This is a genomic window from Thiopseudomonas denitrificans (genome assembly GCF_002866065.1).
In the GTDB taxonomy this organism is placed as follows: Bacteria; Pseudomonadota; Gammaproteobacteria; order Pseudomonadales; family Pseudomonadaceae; genus Thiopseudomonas; species Thiopseudomonas denitrificans.
Genome location: NZ_LNJZ01000005.1, coordinates 21,443 through 38,042, shown reverse-complemented (window position 1 = coordinate 38,042; position 16,600 = coordinate 21,443). Strand labels below are relative to the sequence as shown.

General features: G+C 60.1%; 20 protein-coding genes and 1 tRNA gene. 7 read left to right on the top strand and 14 right to left on the bottom strand.

Annotation, left to right across the window (positions count from 1 at the left end; genetic code table 11):
* From hscB to AR306_RS03495, 7 genes are all read right to left on the bottom strand, one after another.
* Positions 1-525, bottom strand: a complete 525-nt coding sequence (hscB, locus tag AR306_RS03525; protein ID WP_101496184.1) for a co-chaperone HscB — start codon at positions 523-525, stop codon at positions 1-3.
* Positions 518-841 (bottom strand): iron-sulfur cluster assembly protein IscA, encoded by a 324-nt coding sequence (gene iscA / locus AR306_RS03520; protein WP_101496183.1) that lies wholly within the window; start codon positions 839-841, stop codon positions 518-520. Before iscA ends, hscB begins: the two co-directional genes overlap by 8 nt.
* A gap of 17 nt (positions 842-858) precedes the next feature.
* Entirely contained in the window at positions 859-1,245 is a 387-nt protein-coding gene (gene iscU / locus AR306_RS03515) for a Fe-S cluster assembly scaffold IscU (protein ID WP_101496182.1), read from the bottom strand.
* 17 nt (positions 1,246-1,262) lie between these two features.
* Positions 1,263-2,477 (bottom strand): IscS subfamily cysteine desulfurase, encoded by a 1,215-nt coding sequence (locus AR306_RS03510; RefSeq protein WP_101496181.1) that lies wholly within the window; start codon positions 2,475-2,477, stop codon positions 1,263-1,265.
* A gap of 35 nt (positions 2,478-2,512) precedes the next feature.
* Positions 2,513-2,986, bottom strand: coding sequence for a Fe-S cluster assembly transcriptional regulator IscR (gene iscR / locus AR306_RS03505; protein ID WP_101496180.1), 474 nt, complete (start codon positions 2,984-2,986; stop codon positions 2,513-2,515).
* A 132-nt stretch (positions 2,987-3,118) separates the two neighbouring features.
* Positions 3,119-3,895 (bottom strand): serine O-acetyltransferase, encoded by a 777-nt coding sequence (gene cysE / locus AR306_RS03500; protein WP_101496179.1) that lies wholly within the window; start codon positions 3,893-3,895, stop codon positions 3,119-3,121.
* Positions 3,888-4,673 (bottom strand): RNA methyltransferase, encoded by a 786-nt coding sequence (locus tag AR306_RS03495; RefSeq protein WP_101496178.1) that lies wholly within the window; start codon positions 4,671-4,673, stop codon positions 3,888-3,890. The genes cysE and AR306_RS03495 overlap by 8 nt, the downstream gene beginning before the upstream one ends.
* Before the next feature lie 143 nt (positions 4,674-4,816).
* Here AR306_RS03495 and AR306_RS03490 point away from each other — a divergent pair, with 143 nt between their 5' ends.
* A complete protein-coding gene (locus tag AR306_RS03490) occupies positions 4,817-5,629 on the top strand; it encodes an inositol monophosphatase family protein (RefSeq protein ID WP_101496177.1) in 813 nt (270 codons plus the stop codon).
* 77 nt (positions 5,630-5,706) lie between these two features.
* Here the strand turns inward: AR306_RS03490 and AR306_RS03485 are convergent, their stop codons facing one another.
* The 6 genes from AR306_RS03485 to queA all read right to left on the bottom strand — a co-directional run bounded on the left by AR306_RS03485 (position 5,707) and on the right by queA (position 11,808).
* A complete protein-coding gene (locus AR306_RS03485) occupies positions 5,707-6,246 on the bottom strand; it encodes a glycine zipper 2TM domain-containing protein (RefSeq protein ID WP_101496176.1) in 540 nt (179 codons plus the stop codon).
* Between the two features lie 147 nt (positions 6,247-6,393).
* Entirely contained in the window at positions 6,394-7,302 is a 909-nt protein-coding gene (gene secF / locus AR306_RS03480; protein ID WP_101496175.1) for a protein translocase subunit SecF, read from the bottom strand.
* Between the two features lie 12 nt (positions 7,303-7,314).
* Complete coding sequence (secD, locus tag AR306_RS03475; RefSeq protein WP_101496174.1) at positions 7,315-9,180, bottom strand: protein translocase subunit SecD; 1,866 nt, start codon at positions 9,178-9,180, stop codon at positions 7,315-7,317.
* Positions 9,181-9,277: 97 nt separating this feature from the next.
* Positions 9,278-9,613 (bottom strand): preprotein translocase subunit YajC, encoded by a 336-nt coding sequence (gene yajC / locus AR306_RS03470; protein WP_101496173.1) that lies wholly within the window; start codon positions 9,611-9,613, stop codon positions 9,278-9,280.
* A gap of 30 nt (positions 9,614-9,643) precedes the next feature.
* Positions 9,644-10,756: a tRNA guanosine(34) transglycosylase Tgt gene (tgt, locus tag AR306_RS03465; RefSeq protein ID WP_101496485.1), complete on the bottom strand. Its 1,113-nt coding sequence runs from the start codon at positions 10,754-10,756 to the stop codon at positions 9,644-9,646.
* Positions 10,757-10,764: 8 nt separating this feature from the next.
* Positions 10,765-11,808, bottom strand: coding sequence for a tRNA preQ1(34) S-adenosylmethionine ribosyltransferase-isomerase QueA (gene queA, locus AR306_RS03460; protein ID WP_101496172.1), 1,044 nt, complete (start codon positions 11,806-11,808; stop codon positions 10,765-10,767).
* A 107-nt stretch (positions 11,809-11,915) separates the two neighbouring features.
* On the opposite strand from queA, the gene AR306_RS03455 reads away from it, so the two are divergent.
* Positions 11,916-12,002 (top strand) — tRNA-Leu (locus AR306_RS03455).
* A 149-nt stretch (positions 12,003-12,151) separates the two neighbouring features.
* Complete coding sequence (locus tag AR306_RS03450; protein ID WP_101496171.1) at positions 12,152-12,472, top strand: hypothetical protein; 321 nt, start codon at positions 12,152-12,154, stop codon at positions 12,470-12,472.
* A 60-nt stretch (positions 12,473-12,532) separates the two neighbouring features.
* Here the strand turns inward: AR306_RS03450 and AR306_RS03445 are convergent, their stop codons facing one another.
* On the bottom strand, positions 12,533-14,122 hold the full coding sequence (locus AR306_RS03445) for a L,D-transpeptidase family protein (RefSeq protein WP_133539649.1): 1,590 nt from the start codon (positions 14,120-14,122) through the stop codon (positions 12,533-12,535).
* Positions 14,123-14,371: 249 nt separating this feature from the next.
* Here AR306_RS03445 and AR306_RS03440 point away from each other — a divergent pair, with 249 nt between their 5' ends.
* From AR306_RS03440 to wrbA, 4 genes are all read left to right on the top strand, one after another.
* Positions 14,372-15,085, top strand: coding sequence for a murein L,D-transpeptidase catalytic domain family protein (locus AR306_RS03440; RefSeq protein WP_101496169.1), 714 nt, complete (start codon positions 14,372-14,374; stop codon positions 15,083-15,085).
* Positions 15,085-15,555 carry a TlpA family protein disulfide reductase gene (locus AR306_RS03435; protein WP_101496168.1) on the top strand — a complete coding sequence of 157 codons (471 nt, stop codon included), beginning with the start codon at positions 15,085-15,087 and terminating at the stop codon, positions 15,553-15,555. Before AR306_RS03440 ends, AR306_RS03435 begins: the two co-directional genes overlap by 1 nt.
* A gap of 77 nt (positions 15,556-15,632) precedes the next feature.
* Positions 15,633-15,986: an arsenate reductase (glutaredoxin) gene (arsC, locus tag AR306_RS03430; protein ID WP_101496484.1), complete on the top strand. Its 354-nt coding sequence runs from the start codon at positions 15,633-15,635 to the stop codon at positions 15,984-15,986.
* A complete protein-coding gene (gene wrbA / locus AR306_RS03425; RefSeq protein ID WP_101496167.1) occupies positions 15,983-16,591 on the top strand; it encodes an NAD(P)H:quinone oxidoreductase in 609 nt (202 codons plus the stop codon). Before arsC ends, wrbA begins: the two co-directional genes overlap by 4 nt.
* The last annotated feature ends 9 nt before the right edge of the window (positions 16,592-16,600 follow it).

Here is a 16,600-nt window from a genome sequence, read left to right as displayed (position 1 = left end):
TTAAAAATCATCCAGCCGCTCTTCCAGCTGCCGCACTTCGTACAGCACCTTGTCCAGGAACTGCATGCGGCGCACCAGCCGCTCGGCCCGGGGACGCTGGGCCGGATCTTGCCAGACACCCGAAAACTCTTGATCAACGTCCTGGCGTGCCCGAATCAACCGCTGCCTGAAAGTATCAATGGCAGCGAAGTCGGCACTGTTGCCAAGCTCTTCCAGCTCTTCTCGCCACTCCATCTGCTGGAACAGGAACTCAGGGTCCTGCACGGTGGCCTCTTCATCCAGCGCCGCCTGCAGATTGAGCAGGTAGAGTGCACGCCGGCTGGGTGACTTGAGCACCTGATAGGCTTCATTCAGGGCGGCGGCACGTTCCACCGCTGCGCGCTGCTCCGGCCCTGAGGCAGCAACGAAACGGTCCGGGTGTACCAGCTTTACCGCCTCGCGGTAGCGCCGGTCCAGCTCACCCGCATCCAGCACAAAAGCCTGCGGCAAGCCGAACAGCTCAAAATGGGTGGCCGGCTCAGACACTGAAGCTCTCGCCACAGCCACACTCGCCACGCACGTTGGGGTTGTTGAACTTGAAGCCCTCGTTGATGCCCTCGCGGACGAAGTCCAGCTCGGTACCGTCGAGGAAGTCCAGGCTGTCTTCGTCCACCACCACTTTCAGTCCGTGGCTCTCGAAGACGCAGTCGCTGTCGAGCAGATCGTCAACGTACTCCAGCACGTAACCCAGGCCGGAGCAGCCGGTGGTTTTCACACCCAGCCGCACTCCCTCACCCTTGCCACGCTTTTCCAGGGAGCGGCGTACATGGTCGGCAGCGGCCTCTGTCAAGCTAATTGCCATTTGACACCTCTTGAAAATTACTGCTTCGCCTGCTTCTCTTTGTAGTCACGCACGGCGGCCTTGATCGCGTCTTCCGCCAGTACCGAGCAGTGGATCTTCACCGGCGGCAACGCCAGTTCTTCGGCAATGGTCGTATTCTTGATTTGCTCGGCCTCATCCAGCGTCTTGCCCTTCATCCATTCGGTGGCAAGCGAGCTGGAGGCAATGGCCGAACCACAGCCGTAGGTCTTGAATTTGGCGTCCTTGATCACGCCGCTCTCGTCGACCTCGATCTGCAGGCGCATCACGTCACCACAGGCGGGGGCTCCCACCATGCCGGTACCCACGTTGGGTGCATCGGCATCAAGCTTGCCCACGTTGCGCGGGTTCTCGTAATGGTCGATCACTTTATCACTGTATGCCATGGTCATAATCCTCGCTATTAATGGGCCTGCCACTCAACCTTGGACAGGTCGACGCCGTCTTTGTACATGTCCCACAGGGGCGACAACTCACGCAGTTTGGCCACGGCTTCACGCACCTGGGCAGCTGCAAGGTCGACTTCTTCTTCGGTGGTGAAGCGGCCAAAGGTAAAACGGATCGAGCTGTGTGCCAGCTCGTCGTTGCGGCCCAGGGCACGCAACACATAGGACGGCTCCAGCGAAGCCGAAGTACAGGCCGAGCCTGAGGATACCGCCAGGTCCTTGAGCGACATCATCAGCGACTCGCCCTCGACAAAGTTGAAGCTCAGATTGAGGAAGTGCGGCATGCGCTGCGTCTTGCTGCCGTTCAGGTAGACTTCTTCCATATCCTGCAACTGGCTGTAGAAGCGCTCGCTCAGCCTGGCCACATGGGCACGGTCTTTTTCCATGTCCTGCCTGGCGATGGCAAATGCCTCGCCCATGCCGACAATCTGGTGGGTAGCCAGCGTACCGGAGCGCATGCCGCGCTCATGACCGCCACCGTGCATCTGGGCCTCCAGACGCACACGCGGCTTGCGACGCACATAGAGGGCACCGATGCCCTTGGGGCCATAGGCTTTGTGACCGGAGAAGGAAATCAGGTCAACTTTCATGCTTTCCACGTCAATCGGGGTCTTGCCGGCGGACTGGGCTGCATCCACATGAAACAGCACCTTGTTGGCACGGGTGATCTCGCCAATCGCGGCAATGTCGTTGACGGTGCCGATCTCGTTGTTGACGTGCATGATGGACACCAGGATAGTGTCATCACGCAGGGCATCCTTTACCTGCTCGGGGCTGATGATGCCGTGCGTATCCGGGTCAAGGTAGGTCACCTCGAAGCCCTCACGCTCCAGCTGGCGCATGGTATCCAGCACTGCTTTATGCTCGATCTTGGAGGTGATCAGGTGCTTGCCCTTGGTGGCATAGAAATGCGCCACACCCTTGATCGCCAGGTTATCCGACTCGGTAGCCCCTGAGGTCCAGACAATCTCGCGCGGGTCGGCATTGATCAGGTCGGCCACCTGCTGACGGGCATTTTCCACTGCTTCTTCGGCGCGCCAACCGTAAACATGGGAGCGCGAAGCAGGGTTGCCAAAGTTGCCGTCCATGGTGAGGCAGTCGATCATTTTCTGCGCAACACGCGGATCAACCGGTGTGGTTGCGGAATAGTCCAGATAAACGGGTAACTTCATTTCTATACTCCTCGATACTTGGGCAGTGCTGCCGTTCAGGCTTCGGCACCCGACAGTTCTTCGCTACAGGGAATCCGCTGTTGCTGACGTCGGGCAATGTCGCGGATCTCGGCCCGCTGCACCAGACTCCCCAGGGTAATGTCGCTCAAAAAATCATGAATCTGCTCGCTCAGCTCGCACCACAGATAGTGCGTCAGACAGGTCTCGCCACCCTGGCAATTGCCCTTACCTTTACAGCGCGTGGCATCGACCGATTCATCAACCGCATCAATCACTTGTACAATCTGGATGGCCGAGGCCTCACGCGCCAGCTGATAACCGCCGCCAGGGCCGCGCACACTGGAAACCAGTTCGTTGCGGCGCAACTTGGCGAACAGCTGCTCAAGATAGGACAACGATATGCCCTGACGCTCGGAGATGTCGGCCAGCGAAACCGGAGCTTCCCGTGCGTTCAGTGCCAAATCCAGCATGGCGGTTACCGCATAACGTCCTTTGGTAGTCAATCGCATCGTTCACACCACAGGTCATGAATCAATTGACACACATTATGCTATTCCCGAGTAAGCCGGTCAAGTATTCAATCAGCACGCAGGCGGGCAGGTCCGGACGCCGGCCTCACCGTCTTGCGGCTCACGCTCCGCTCAGCGATGCTCGTCAGTGCCCGTCTCGCTTGCAGTTTTCGCTTCCGGATCGGGACCGCCAAAACTGTTGTCCGGCAGTTCGGGCAACTCCTGGGCGCAATAATCACTGCCAAGGTCGCGCAGGGCATCACACATGCCGTCAACCCGCCCTTCCATGGCTTTCAGGTGCGTGAGGATGGCACCAATGGAGCGGGCCACCGGGTCCGGCATGTCGCCACTGATGCCATAGGCATCAAAGTCGGCCTGTTCGGGAGCCTGATCTTTTTTCGCCTCGATGATCCGCCCCGGAATGCCGACTGCGGTGGCACCGGCAGGTACCTCCTTGGTCACCACGGCATTGGAGCCGATCTTGGCACCCGCCCCGACAGTGAACGGCCCCAGCACCTTGGCACCGGCACCCACCACTACTCCGTCCAGCAGGGTCGGGTGGCGCTTGCCCTTGTTCCAGGTGGTTCCGCCCAGGGTGACACCGTGATAGAGAGTCACATCATCACCGATTTCTGCGGTTTCACCGATCACCACACCCATGCCGTGATCAATGAAGAAACGCCGGCCAATTTTCGCTCCAGGATGAATTTCGATACCGGTCAGCCAGCGGCTGACATGCGACACCAGCCGCGCCAGCAACTTCCAGTTGTGCCGCCAGAGCCAGTGCGCAACCCGGTGCAACCAGATGGCATGCAGGCCCGGATAGCAGGTCAGCACCTCAAAAGTATTACGCGCGGCCGGATCACGGTGAAAAATGCTCTGGATATCTTCACGCATGCGACTAATCATGCTCACTCCTCCGCTGCTGCAGCTCGCCACGGGCCGCCTTTTGTGTTTCGGTCAGGATGCCGCGCAGGATATTGACTTCCGACTTGCTCAGCTGGTTGCGGCCAAACAGCCTGCGCAAGCGGGTCATCAGGTGACGCGGCTTTTCCGGGTCAAGAAATTCGATATCGATCAGGGTACGCTGCAGGTGCGCGTAAAACAATTCCATCGCATCATGGGTGGCCGGTGCACTGCCGAGCAAGCCGGTCCGCTCGACCGCCTCCATGCACAGGGGCTGTTCGCTGGCCTGCAGCCAGGCCATGCGCAACTCGTATACCAACACCTGTACTGCGGCGGCCAGGTTCAGGGAGCTGAACTCGTCGCAGGACGGAATATGTACATGATAGTGGCACTGGTGCAGCTCGTCATTGGTCAGGCCGGCATGCTCGCGCCCGAACACCAGCGCCACCTCGGCTGCATCATCCACCTGCAAATGCTGCAGCACCACGGCAGCGCCATCGCGCGGATTGACCAGCGGCCAGGGCAGGCGGCGATCCCGGGCACTGGTACCCAATACCAGGTTGCAGCCGGTCAGCGCCTGCTCCAGGGTCGCCACCACCTGCGCCTGCTGCAAGATATCATCAGCGCCGGACGCCCGGGCACTGGCATCCGGACTGGGAAACTCTTTCGGGTCCACCAGCACCAGCCGACTCAGCCCCATGTTTTTCATGGCCCTGGCGGCTCCGCCGATGTTCCCCGGATGGCTGGTATTGACCAGCACCACACGCACCTTGCTTAACACCTGCTACCCCGGCAATCGAAAACCTCAAAGCTTACCCAAGGTTGCCCGGCGTTTCCATGGCAAAGCGATTTTTCTTCAACGCACAACGCCCGACTTTCTGTTAGAATGTGCGCCTCTTCTTTAACAACCCCAGGTATTCCTCCATGCAGCCCATGCTGAATATTGCGCTGCGCGCTGCGCGCGCTGCCGGCGAACTGATTGTCCGTTCCATGGACCGTCTCGACTCGCTGTCAGTCAATGAAAAAGACAGTAAAGACTATGTTACCCAGGTTGACCAGGCCGCAGAAAAAACCATCGTCAACACTATCCTCAAAGCCTATCCCGACCACGGCATCCTTGGCGAGGAAGGCAGCAGCGTTGCAGGCCAGGGCGAAGGAGCAGACTACCAGTGGGTAATTGATCCGCTCGACGGCACCACCAACTACATTCACGGCATCCCCCACTTTGCGGTCAGCATTGCCTGCAAATACCGTGGCCGGGTCGAGCATGCCGTAATCTATGACCCGATGCTGGATGAAGAATTTCTCGCCAGCCGTGGCCGCGGTGCCACCCTCAACGGCCGTCGCCTGCGCGTCACCAAGCGCAACAACCTGACCCATGCGGTGCTGGCCACAGGCTTTCCGTTCCGTGACGGGCAGATGGAGCATATCGACAACTACCTGGCGATGTTCCGCGAACTGGCCGGACAAAGCGCCGGTATCCGCCGCGCCGGTGCCGCCAGCCTGGATCTGGCCTATGTTGCCGCCGGCCGCTATGACGGCTTCTGGGAGTACGGTCTGTCAGAATGGGACATGGCAGCCGGTGCCCTGCTGATCCAGGAAGCGGGCGGCCTGATCAGCGACTTCGCCGGCGGTCACCAGTTCCTGGACAACGGCCATGTGGTGGCGGGCAACCCGAAATGCTTCAAGGCCATCCTGACCAGCATCCAGCCACACGTACCAGCCAGTTTCAAGTAATCAGCCAATAGTGAAACAGGGGGGCAGGTACACTCAAGCATGCTTAAGTGTACCTGACCCCTTTTTCTGTCGCTCGCTCAATATCCGGCTTGTGCCATAACCACACGCCCCTGCTCATCCAGCGGCAGGCGGCGGCCGGGGTCCTGGTCCATACGCACGGTGCGCACCTTGCCGCCCAGCTCGTAGCTGACGTCATAGCCGGCAAGCTTTTCGCTGACATCATACTCGGTGGTGCACCGCCGCTCGGTGGCGGTATAGGTATTGTTCTGCTGAATATGTTGCTGGGCCTTGTTGCCGGCATAACCGCCGCCAGCCGCACCGGCAACCGTCGCCAGCTTTTTCCCGTTGCCCTTGCCCACCTGGTTGCCCAGCACGCCACCAACCACGGCGCCGATCGCCGTACCGGCCACGCGATGTTCGTCCTTGACCGGCTTGCGTTTGGTCACCTGTACATCACGGCATTCCTGGCGTGGTGTCTTCACCGTTTCCATAACCGGCTTGACCGCCACCACTTCCGCGTATGAAGGACCGGACATCAGATTATAGGTGGCAAAGGCACCACCGGCAGTGACAGCCACTGCCCCCAGCACGCTACCAACCAACAGGGATTTGTTCATTGCGTTTCCTCGCTTGATGAATGATCTGCTGGTTGGAAAGAAAAAAACCGTGCAAGTTCACACCTGCACGGTTTTTTACCATTTCCTGACACTTTGCTGGCAAATGGCCGCCAGTTCGTAGCCTTTAGCCATCAACCCGCTGACAGATCAGGGGGTTTCATCAACCTCTTGCGCCGGCGTCGGCGGTATCAGGTCTTCCACGGTCAGCTTCAGCCGAATCAGGGTGATACTGGAAATGTAGATCGACGAGAAAGTACCTGCGGTGATGCCCACCATCAACACCAGGGCAAAGCCCCACAGGTTATCGCCGCCGAAGAACAGCAGTGCCGCCACCGCCACCAGCGTGGAAATCGAAGTGGCCAGCGTCCGCAGCAGCGTCTGGGTGGTGGAGATGTTGATGTTGTCGATCAGCGAGGTGTTACGCAGCAGACGGAAGTTCTCACGGATCCGGTCAAAGATCACAATGGAGTCGTTGAGCGAGTAACCGATGATCGCCAGCACCGCTGCCAGTACCGTCAAATCGAACTGAATCTGGAACCAGGCGACTACGCCCAGGGTCACGATCACGTCATGCACCAGACCGATAATTGCGCCCAGCCCAAACTTCCACTGGAAACGGAAGCCCAGGTACACAAGGATGCCGGCCAGAGCCACCAGCATGCCGATACCGCCCTGGTCACGCAGTTCCTCGCCCACCGCCGGACCGACAAACTCGACCCGGTTGACGGTGAAATCCTGACTGCCGCTTTCCTTCAGCACTGCGGCAATTTGCTTGCCCAGCTCGGGATCATCACCGGGCGTGCGGATCAGCACATCGGTGATCGCCCCAAAGCTCTGCACCACGGCATCCTCGTATCCCCCGGCCTGCAGCTGGCCACGAATGGCGTTCAGATCAGCTGCTTCGGCGTAGTTGAGCTCAACCAGGGTACCGCCGGTGAAATCCAGACCAAAGTTGAAACCCTTGATCGCAATGGCACCCAGCGAAGCCAGGCACAACACCAGCGTGATGCTCACGGCAATCACGCGTATACCCATAAAGTTGATGGTACGTTTCATGGTGATTACCCCTTAAATCCAGATCTTCTTCAGGTCATTGCGGCCGCCGTAGATCAGGTTGACCATGGCGCGAGTGACGAAGATGGCGGTGAACATGGAGGTGACGATACCCAGTGACAGGGTCACGGCAAAGCCCTTGATCGGGCCGGTACCCATGGCAAACAGGATCACGCCAACCAGCAAGGTGGTCAGGTTACCGTCAATGATGGCCGAGAACGCCTTGTCAAAGCCCTCATGAATAGCCCGCTGGATGGACGCACCGTTGGCGATTTCCTCACGGATCCGTGAAAAGATCAGCACGTTGGCATCCACCGCCATACCCATGGTCAGTACGATACCGGCAATGCCGGGCAGCGTCAGGGTGGCACCGAGCAGCGACATCATCGCCACCAGGTTGACCATGTTCAGGCCCAGCGCCAGCACCGCCAGCAAGCCGAAGAACTTGTAGATCAGCAGGATGAAAATGGCCACGAAGATGAAACCGTAAACCGCCGCCTTCACGCCCAGCTCGATGTTCTCGGCACCCAGGCTCGGGCCGATGGTACGTTCCTCGGCAAAGTACATCGGAGCGGCCAGACCGCCGGCACGCAGCAGCAGTGCCAGCTCGGATGATTCACCCTGTCCGTTCAGGCCGGTGATACGGAACTGGCTGCCCAGCGCCGACTGGATGGTGGCCAGGCTGATCACCTGCTTCTCTTCCTTGAAGCTCTGGATCGCCACTTCCTGCTCGACACCGTCAACCACTTCCTTGACGTAGCGGGTGACCGGGCGCTGCTCGATGAAGATCACCGCCATGCTGCGGCCGATCGAGCTGCGGGTGGCGCGGTTCATCAGCTCGCCACCATGACCGTCGAGACGGATGTTGACCTGCGGACGGCCGTTTTCGTCATAGCTGGCCTGGGCATCGGTGACCTGGTCACCGGTGATGATCACGCTGCGCTCCAGCGCCACCGGTGCCCGGCCTTCCTCGCGGAAATCAAACATTTCAGTGGCCGCCCTGGGCGCATCGAAATCGGCCATCAGACGGAATTCTAGGTTGGCGGTCTTGCCGAGGATACGTTTGGCCTCGGCGGTATCCTGCACACCGGGCAATTCGACCACGATGCGGTTGGCACCCTGGCGCTGCACCAGCGGCTCAGCCACACCCAGTTCGTTGACCCGGTTGCGCACTGTGGTCAGGTTCTGCTTGATTGAATATTCACGAATTTCAGTGATCTTGGCCGGCAACAGGGTCATCAGCAGGACCTGGCGACCACCGCGCTCAATCACCTGCTGCTCGAAATCGGTGAAGCTCTTGCGCAGCAAACCACGAGCCTTGTTCAGGGTAGCGCTGTCGTCAAAGCCGAGCTGGATACCGTTTTCCAGAGCCGGCATGCTGCGATAACGGATGCGTTCTTTACGCAGGATGCTTTTGGCTTCGGTGTCATACACTTTCAGGCGGGCGGAGATGGCTTTTTCCATGTCCACTTCCAGCAGGAAGTGCACACCACCGGACAGGTCAAGGCCGAGTTTCATCGGGCTGCCGCCCAGGCTGCGCAGCCAGCCGGGTGTATTTTGCGCCAGGTTCAACGCCACGACGTAATCATCGCCCAGGGCGCGACGCACCACTTCCTTGCCGGGCAACTGGTCTTCCTGGTCCAGCAGGCGCAACAGACCGGCACGCTGGGTCAGCTCGGCAGACTTGATTTCGATGCCGGCATCACGCAACGCCTTGGCAGCGCGATCCAGATCGGCCTGCTCAACCTCCAGCGCACTGCTGTTGCCGCTGATCTGGATGGCCGGATCATCGGGGTAGAGGTTCGGCAAGGCATAAATGAAACTGATGGCAAGTATCGCTGTGATCAGCAGGTACTTCCACAAGGGATATTTGTTGAGCATGACACCGCCCACGGTCAGGCAAGCCGCTAACGGCTTGCGATTGAAGCAGAAACGAGCCAGTGGCAACCCTGTGTCGCCACTGGCCCGAAGAATGGAATCAGATGGCCTTCAGGGTGCCTTTGGGCAGGGCCGCAACAACCGCCTGCTTCTGGAAGCGCAGCTCGATGTTGTCAGCCACCTCAACCATGATGAACTCGTCGGAAACCTTGGTCACCTTGCCGGCCACACCGCCGGAGGTTACCACTTCATCACCTTTTTGCAGGCCGCCAATCAGGTTGCGGTGATCCTTGGCACGCTTGGACTGGGGGCGCCAGACCATCAGGTAAAACACCACCAGAAAACCGCCCAGCAGGGCAAACTGGATAAATTCGCCGCCCGGCGGGGTGCCTGCTGCTGCGGTATCGGCGTAAGCCATCGGAATCAAAAAGCTCATGTGTTACTCCTCAAGGTTTTAAAAGCAAAATCACAATGCCGGAACGGGCAAGCCCCGCTTGGCATAAAACTCTTCTACAAAGCGCGACAATGTACCCTGTTGGATGGCCTCGCGTAAACCGGCCATCAGCACCTGATAATGTCGCAAATTGTGAATGGTGTTCAGCATGCTGCCCAGCATTTCGCCACAACGGACCAGGTGATGCAGATAGGCACGGCTGAAATTCTGGCAGGTGTAGCAGTCGCAAGTGGCATCCAGCGGCGAATCATCGTGACGATGCACCGCATTGCGGATCTTCACCACGCCGGTATCAACAAACAGGTGGCCGTTACGGGCATTGCGGGTTGGCATCACGCAGTCGAACATGTCGATACCACGACGCACGCCTTCGACCAGGTCGGCCGGCGTGCCGACGCCCATCAGATATCGGGGCGTGTCCGGCGGCATTAAAGGTGGCAAAAAGTCCAATATGCGGATCATGTCCTCCTTGGGCTCGCCCACCGACAAACCGCCAATGGCCAGGCCGTCGAAGCCGATTTCGCACAAGCCTTCCAGCGAGCGCTGGCGCAGCGCTTCGTGCATGCCGCCCTGGACAATGCCGAACAGCGCTGAAGGGTTGTCGCCATGGGCGATTTTCGAACGCCGGGCCCAGCGCAACGACAGCTCCATCGACCGTTCGGCCACATCGAAATCAGCCGGGTATGGCGTGCATTCATCAAAGATCATCACCACATCCGAGCCCAGCTCGCGCTGCACCTGCATCGACTCTTCCGGCCCCATGAAGACCTTGCGTCCATCGACCGGCGAGGAGAAGTACACCCCCTCCTCCCTGATCTTGCGCATCGCGCCCAGGCTGAATACCTGAAAGCCGCCGGAATCGGTCAGGATCGGCCCCTGCCACTGCATGAAGTTGTGCAAATCACCGTGCTCGCGAATCACTTCGGTGCCCGGACGCAGCCACAGGTGGAAGGTATTGCCCAGAATGATCTGGGCACCGATATCCTTGATGTCACGCGGCAACATGCCCTTGACCGTGCCATAGGTACCCACCGGCATGAACACCGGTGTTTCCACCGTGCCACGCGGAAAGGTCAGGCGACCGCGACGGGCCCGGCCATCGGTGGCCAGCAATTCAAACTGCATAAAAGACATCAGGACTCTCCGGGCACATCCGGCTGCGGATTACGGGTAATGAACATGGCATCGCCATAACTGAAAAATCGGTATTGCCCGGCCACCGCTTGCTGGTAGGCGTGCATTGTCGCCGAATAACCGGCAAATGCCGACACCAGCATGAGCAGGGTGGATTCCGGCAAGTGAAAATTGGTCACCAGCGCATCCACCACATTGAAACGGCAACCGGGATAGATAAATATATTGGTATCGCCGCTATAAGGCTTGAGTTCACCGCTTTTCGCCGCAGTTTCCAGCGAGCGCACACTAGTGGTGCCCACCGCCACCACCCGGCCGCCACGCGCCCGGCAACGCTGCACCGCATCCACTACAGCCTGGCTGACTTCCAGCCATTCACGATGCATCTGGTGATCTTCAAGCTGCTCAACCCTCACCGGCTGAAAGGTGCCGGCCCCCACATGCAGGGTGACAAAGGCGGTATCCACACCCATGCCGGCCAGCTGCTCCAGCATGGACCGGTCAAAATGCAGACCCGCCGTCGGCGCTGCCACCGCACCGGCATGCTCGGCATACACTGTCTGATAGCGCTCACGGTCGGACAGCTCGTCGGCCCGGTCAATGTAAGGCGGCAACGGCATGTGACCGATCTGTTCCAGCAGCGGCAGCACCGGCTGGTCGAACTCCAGCTCAAACAGTGCATCATGCCGCGCCAGCATCAGGGCACTGCCCCGCTCCAGCAACAGGCGGCTGCCCGGTTTTGGCGCCTTGCTGGCACGCACATGGGCCAGCACGCGATGCTCGTCCAGCACCCGCTCGACCAGTACCTCCGCCTTGCCGCCGCTTTCCTTCTGCGCAAACAGCCGCGCCGGAATCACCCGGGTATTGTTGAACACCAGCAGGTCACCGGCACGCAGGTAGTCCGGCAGGGTGGCGAAATGCTCATGCTGCAGGGAACCATCCGCGCCATCCAGCACCAGCAAACGGCTGGCGCTGCGCTCGGCCAGCGGATAACGGGCGATCAGCTCATCAGGCAGGTCAAATTGGAAGTCGGCAACACGCATGGACATTCATCAAAAATCAGGAGGCCAGATGGTAACGGAAAAAGAAGCCTCTGGCCACGCAAAATCCATTGACCTTGCCCGGTTGCCTCCCTATAATCCGGCGCCATGCCCCGGTGGCGGAATTGGTAGACGCAGCGGATTCAAAATCCGCCGCTGGTAACAGCGTGGGAGTTCGATTCTCCCCCGGGGCACCAAATAAAGCCCGCAAGCTATTGATACTTGCGGGCTTTTTTACGTCTACTGTATTTGTGGTACCAATTCCCGCTTCCTGGCTGCCAGCCTGGTTGCCAGGCAACGCTCGGGCCGCACATGCAGTTGCCCCGGAAAAATACAGGGAAGCACCATGCCCGGTTTTCGCGCTACAACTTTCATTGCCAGCCTGTGCTGGGCCGCAACCGGCCTGGCTGCCGAACTGGCGGAGTACGGCGGCGAGTGGATTGAACAGGCCGATGACCCGCTCAAAATCAGCCTGCAGCCGCTCGATGCAGAGCACCTCGAGGCCCGCATCCGCCACGGTCGCAGTGACCGGGTGCGCAGCCTGACCCTGCGCAACAACAACGGGCAGCTGGTCGATGAATCCGGTACGGCGCGGTTTACCCTTGAACACGGCAAGCTGCGCCAGCTGGATACACCGCTGTTGGTGCTGTTTGTCAGGCTACAATGAAAAAAGGGGTCAGGTACATTTAACCGGCATTTAAATGTACCTGCCCCCTTTTTCCTTTTTTCACCCGCCGCGCTCCAGCGCTTCGGCCACCCGCTGATCCAGTCCGTAGCTGTCGGCACGGAAACGCAGTCGCCCATCCACATCCACTTCGACGGTCCAGTACGCCAGCAGCACAGGTGTAAGGCGGGCCAGATTGACCTGACGGGTCTCACCACTGTCCAGCAGCTGTTCGATGCGCTGCCTGGTCGAATCATCCGCGGCCAGCAGATCCAGCAGACTGAAGACCCCCTCGACCCGCACACAGCCAGAACTGACGGTGCGGGTGGCGCGGCCAAACAGGTGCTGGCTCGGCGTGTCATGCAAATATACGGAAAAAGGATTGGCAAAGCGGATAGCCACCCGGCCCAGCGCATTGCCCGGGCCGGCGGCCTGGCGCAGCATGATATTGCCGGGCGCACTCCAGTCAACCGAATAAGGGTCCAGCACCTGTCCCTGGCCATTTAGCACCTGCATGCGGCTGCGCTCCAGATAACCGATATCCTTGCGGATGGCCGGTAGCTTGTCCTTGCGGAAAATGGTCGGCGGCACGGTCCAAGTGGGGTTCATGGTCAGGTGGGTAATACGCGACTTGAGCAGTGGTGTCTGCCGCCCCACGGTGCCCACCTGGGTGCGGGTACGCCAGGCGACCTGACCGTTTTCCACATACAGCAACCGGGCACCGGCAATATCGACAATCAGCAGGTTGGGCTCCAGATATTTTTCCAGCCAGCGCAACCGCTCAAGATTGACCCTGACCTGCATCAGCCGCTGGCGCGGCGACACATTAAGCTCCGTCAGGGTCGCCGGGCCGACAATACCGTCATCCTCAAGATAATGATCCGCCTGGAAGGCTTTCACGGCAGTTTCCAGCCTTTCGTCATACAGGTACGGATCCGCGCTGTCAGCATCCGGCTGGTCCACCGGTAGCACGCCGCCCTGTTGCAGGCGCAGGCGCAGGTCGACCACCCGTGCGTCCCGTATGCCGGGCTTCAGGCTCTTGCCTGCAGCAACCACAATCCAGTCATCCTGCTGCAGCCAGGTCCCATCACGCAGCTGTTCACGCAACTGTGCATAGAGCAACTGTGCCGGGCGAGCCTGCGCAAAACTGCGCGCCAGATCGCCCGCTGTCTGCAAGGCCAGATCCACCACCGGTAGCGGCTGCCTGAGCGCAGCTGCAGCCTCCACCCAATAAGGCTCGACTCCGGCCTGCACCAGCCGGCCATGCTGCAGGTGGTGTAGCGCCAGCAGATAATCATGGCTGATGCCGGCATCGGTGCAATACGGCACGACAGGTGCGGTACCCGCCTGCTGCAGCCCGTGCAAGTACTCCTGCGGCTCAAGGCCGTCGTACTGCAGATCCTCCAGCAGCGAGCGCAAGAGGTTGCGCCGTGCGACATCCTGCCACTGCAGCTGGTCACCCTGGCGGCGGTAGTATTCCTGCACCCGGACGCCATCAACCGCGCTGGCAGCAAAGCGCTGGTATTCTGCCGGACAGGCACTGGCCAGGTCCGTTGTCATACCGGTATCAGGTTCCATCTGCCCCATGGCAGCAGCCATGCCTGTAAACGCAACCAGTACCGGCAGCAATATCCAGTTAAAACTTTTCGACAAGTGGCTATACCTTTGTGTGCAGGCTGCTGTTAGGATCTGGCCTTTATTTGACCAGACTCCATGCCCTGTCGCCAATCAATCGGGGCATGGCGGCATCCGCTGCCCTGACACATGGCGTTTCAGTGGCAGTATACACAGAATATTTCACTCTCCGGGATGCAGATAGTGAAAACGGCACGGTCTGCCACAGCGGCGACCAATACCCGTCATCCCTCCCCGAGCGGCACATGGTGCCAAGGTTTACGATTGATGTTCAAACACGCCCTGTCCCTGTTTTCCCTGACCCTGGCCGGCTTGGCCTTTCACAGCGTGCAAGCGGCCACTCCGGCAGCATTGCACAACAGCCTCCGGCAAAGCGCACCACAACTCGACCAGCAGGTGCTCAGCCACGCCCTTGATGCCGTCCAGTGCGCGCTGCAACAGGGCAACAAGGCCGCCGAGCGTCTGGCCGTGATCGACTTTTCACTGCCCTCCAGCGAAAAGCGCCTGTGGATCTTCGATCTGAAAAAACGCACCCTGCTGCTCAATGATTTTGTCGCGCACGGTGCCAAATCCGGCGACAACCTGGCCAGCAACTTCTCCAATATCAATGGCAGCCACCAGTCCAGCATCGGCCTGTTCCGCAGCGCCGAAAGCTACAGCGGCAAGCATGGCTACTCCTTGCGCATGGACGGCCTGGAACCGGGCTTCAATGACCGCGCCCGTGAGCGCGCCATTGTCATCCATGGTGCCGACTACGTGAATCCCGAGTGGATTCCTCGCCAGGGCCGCATCGGCCGCAGCCAGGGTTGCCCGGCGGTCCGTCCGGAAATCACCAAAACCGTGGTGGATGCCCTCAAGGACGGCCAGCTGGTCTTTACCTGGTACCCGGACCCCCAGTGGCTGCAAACCTCGTCCTTCCTCAACTGCCCCGGCCCGCGCCTGGCTGACCGCAATAGCCAGCGCCATGCCGGCGACAGCTGATGCGTTGTCTCATTTCCCGCTGTATCCTGCTGGCTGTTTTCGGGTTGCTGGCGGCCTGCCAGCAGGCATCCGCGCCCGCCCTGACTGACAGCAGCGGTCAGCCCCTGGACACGGACGGCAAATGGCTGCTGATCAATTACTGGGCCACCTGGTGCAAACCCTGCCGCGCCGAAATTCCCGAGCTGAATGCCCTGCACCATGAGCTGGCCGACCACAACATCATGGTGCTGGGCTACAACTTTGACCGCCTGGAAGGCGACGCGCTACTGGAAGCCGGTCACCAGCTCGACATCGGTTTCCCCCACCTGTCGAGTGCCGCCATCGCACAGCTCGGCCTGCCCGGAGTGGCCGGCATTCCCGTCACCTTTCTGGTCAACCCGGCAGGCGAATACAGCGCCCGGCTGAACGGCGAACAGGACCGCGCCAGCCTGCTGGCCGCGTTGCAGAACAGCGGCGCGCTGACGCCGTAACCGGTCACATCTGCAGGCAGTGCAATCAGGCCAGACCTGCTAGAATGCCTGCCATGTCCAACAAGGGAGGCCACACCATGACCCAGTACACCTACTACCACAACAGCCGCTGCAGCAAGTCCCGCGACGGACTGGAACTGCTGGCCCAGCACAACATCGAGCCGGAAGTGGTCAACTATCTGGACACCCCGCCCACCGCCATCGAGATCAAGACCCTGCTAGACAAGCTCGGCATGAGCGCACGCGAGCTGATGCGCACCGGCGAGGAAGCCTACAAGAACCTTGGTCTGGACAACCCCGGCCTGACTGAAGAGCAGCTGGTGGATGCCATGGTGCGCGAGCCAATCCTGATCCAGCGCCCGGTCTTCACCAACGAAAAGCGTGCCGTGATCGGCCGCCCCACCGAAAAGCTGCTGGAAATCCTGCCATGAGTGCACCCTACGTTCTGGTGCTGTATTACAGCCTGCATGGTGCCACAGCGGAAATGGCCCGGCTGATTGCCCGTGGCGTCGAGCAGCAGGGCCTGGAAGCACGCATACGGACGGTGCCGAAAGTGGTCACCGAGGTCAGCGAACCCGCTCCTGCGGTACCTGAAGAGGGCGCGGTCTATGCCACGCTGGACGACCTGAAGAACTGTGCCGCATTGGCACTGGGCAGTCCGACCCGCTTTGGCAACATGGCCGCTCCAATGAAGTACTTTCTCGACGGCACGCTCAACCTGTGGCTGACCGGCGAGCTGATCGGCAAGCCGGCCGGGGTATTCACCTCGACCTCATCCCTGCACGGCGGCCAGGAAACCACCCTGCTGACCATGATGATGCCGCTGCTGCACCACGGCATGCTGATCTGCGGCCTGCCCTACAGCGAAACCGCCCTGATCGAAACCCAGGGTGGCGGCACGCCCTACGGCCCGAGCCATCTGGCCGGTGCCGACAGCAAGCGTGTGCTGGACGAACATGAAAAGCAGCTATGCGTGGCCCTGGGTAAACGCCTGGCACAGCTTGCCAGCCAGCTGGAGCCGGCACGTGGCGCGTAAGAAAAACAA

Bases quoted from the DNA above. Each gene is read 5' to 3' on its own strand.
- iscA (WP_101496183.1), bottom strand. From the start codon at position 841: ATGGCAATTAGCTTGACAGAGGCCGCTGCCGACCATGTACGCCGCTCC.
- iscU (WP_101496182.1), bottom strand. From the start codon at position 1,245: ATGGCATACAGTGATAAAGTGATCGACCATTACGAGAACCCGCGCAAC.
- AR306_RS03510 (WP_101496181.1), bottom strand. From the start codon at position 2,477: ATGAAGTTACCCGTTTATCTGGACTATTCCGCAACCACACCGGTTGAT.
- iscR (WP_101496180.1), bottom strand. From the start codon at position 2,986: ATGCGATTGACTACCAAAGGACGTTATGCGGTAACCGCCATGCTGGAT.
- cysE (WP_101496179.1), bottom strand. From the start codon at position 3,895: ATGATTAGTCGCATGCGTGAAGATATCCAGAGCATTTTTCACCGTGAT.
- AR306_RS03490 (WP_101496177.1), top strand. From the start codon at position 4,817: ATGCAGCCCATGCTGAATATTGCGCTGCGCGCTGCGCGCGCTGCCGGC.
- AR306_RS03485 (WP_101496176.1), bottom strand. From the start codon at position 6,246: ATGAACAAATCCCTGTTGGTTGGTAGCGTGCTGGGGGCAGTGGCTGTC.
- secF (WP_101496175.1), bottom strand. From the start codon at position 7,302: ATGAAACGTACCATCAACTTTATGGGTATACGCGTGATTGCCGTGAGC.
- secD (WP_101496174.1), bottom strand. From the start codon at position 9,180: ATGCTCAACAAATATCCCTTGTGGAAGTACCTGCTGATCACAGCGATA.
- yajC (WP_101496173.1), bottom strand. From the start codon at position 9,613: ATGAGCTTTTTGATTCCGATGGCTTACGCCGATACCGCAGCAGCAGGC.
- tgt (WP_101496485.1), bottom strand. From the start codon at position 10,756: ATGCAGTTTGAATTGCTGGCCACCGATGGCCGGGCCCGTCGCGGTCGC.
- queA (WP_101496172.1), bottom strand. From the start codon at position 11,808: ATGCGTGTTGCCGACTTCCAATTTGACCTGCCTGATGAGCTGATCGCC.
- AR306_RS03450 (WP_101496171.1), top strand. From the start codon at position 12,152: ATGCCCGGTTTTCGCGCTACAACTTTCATTGCCAGCCTGTGCTGGGCC.
- AR306_RS03440 (WP_101496169.1), top strand. From the start codon at position 14,372: ATGTTCAAACACGCCCTGTCCCTGTTTTCCCTGACCCTGGCCGGCTTG.
- AR306_RS03435 (WP_101496168.1), top strand. From the start codon at position 15,085: ATGCGTTGTCTCATTTCCCGCTGTATCCTGCTGGCTGTTTTCGGGTTG.
- arsC (WP_101496484.1), top strand. From the start codon at position 15,633: ATGACCCAGTACACCTACTACCACAACAGCCGCTGCAGCAAGTCCCGC.
- wrbA (WP_101496167.1), top strand. From the start codon at position 15,983: ATGAGTGCACCCTACGTTCTGGTGCTGTATTACAGCCTGCATGGTGCC.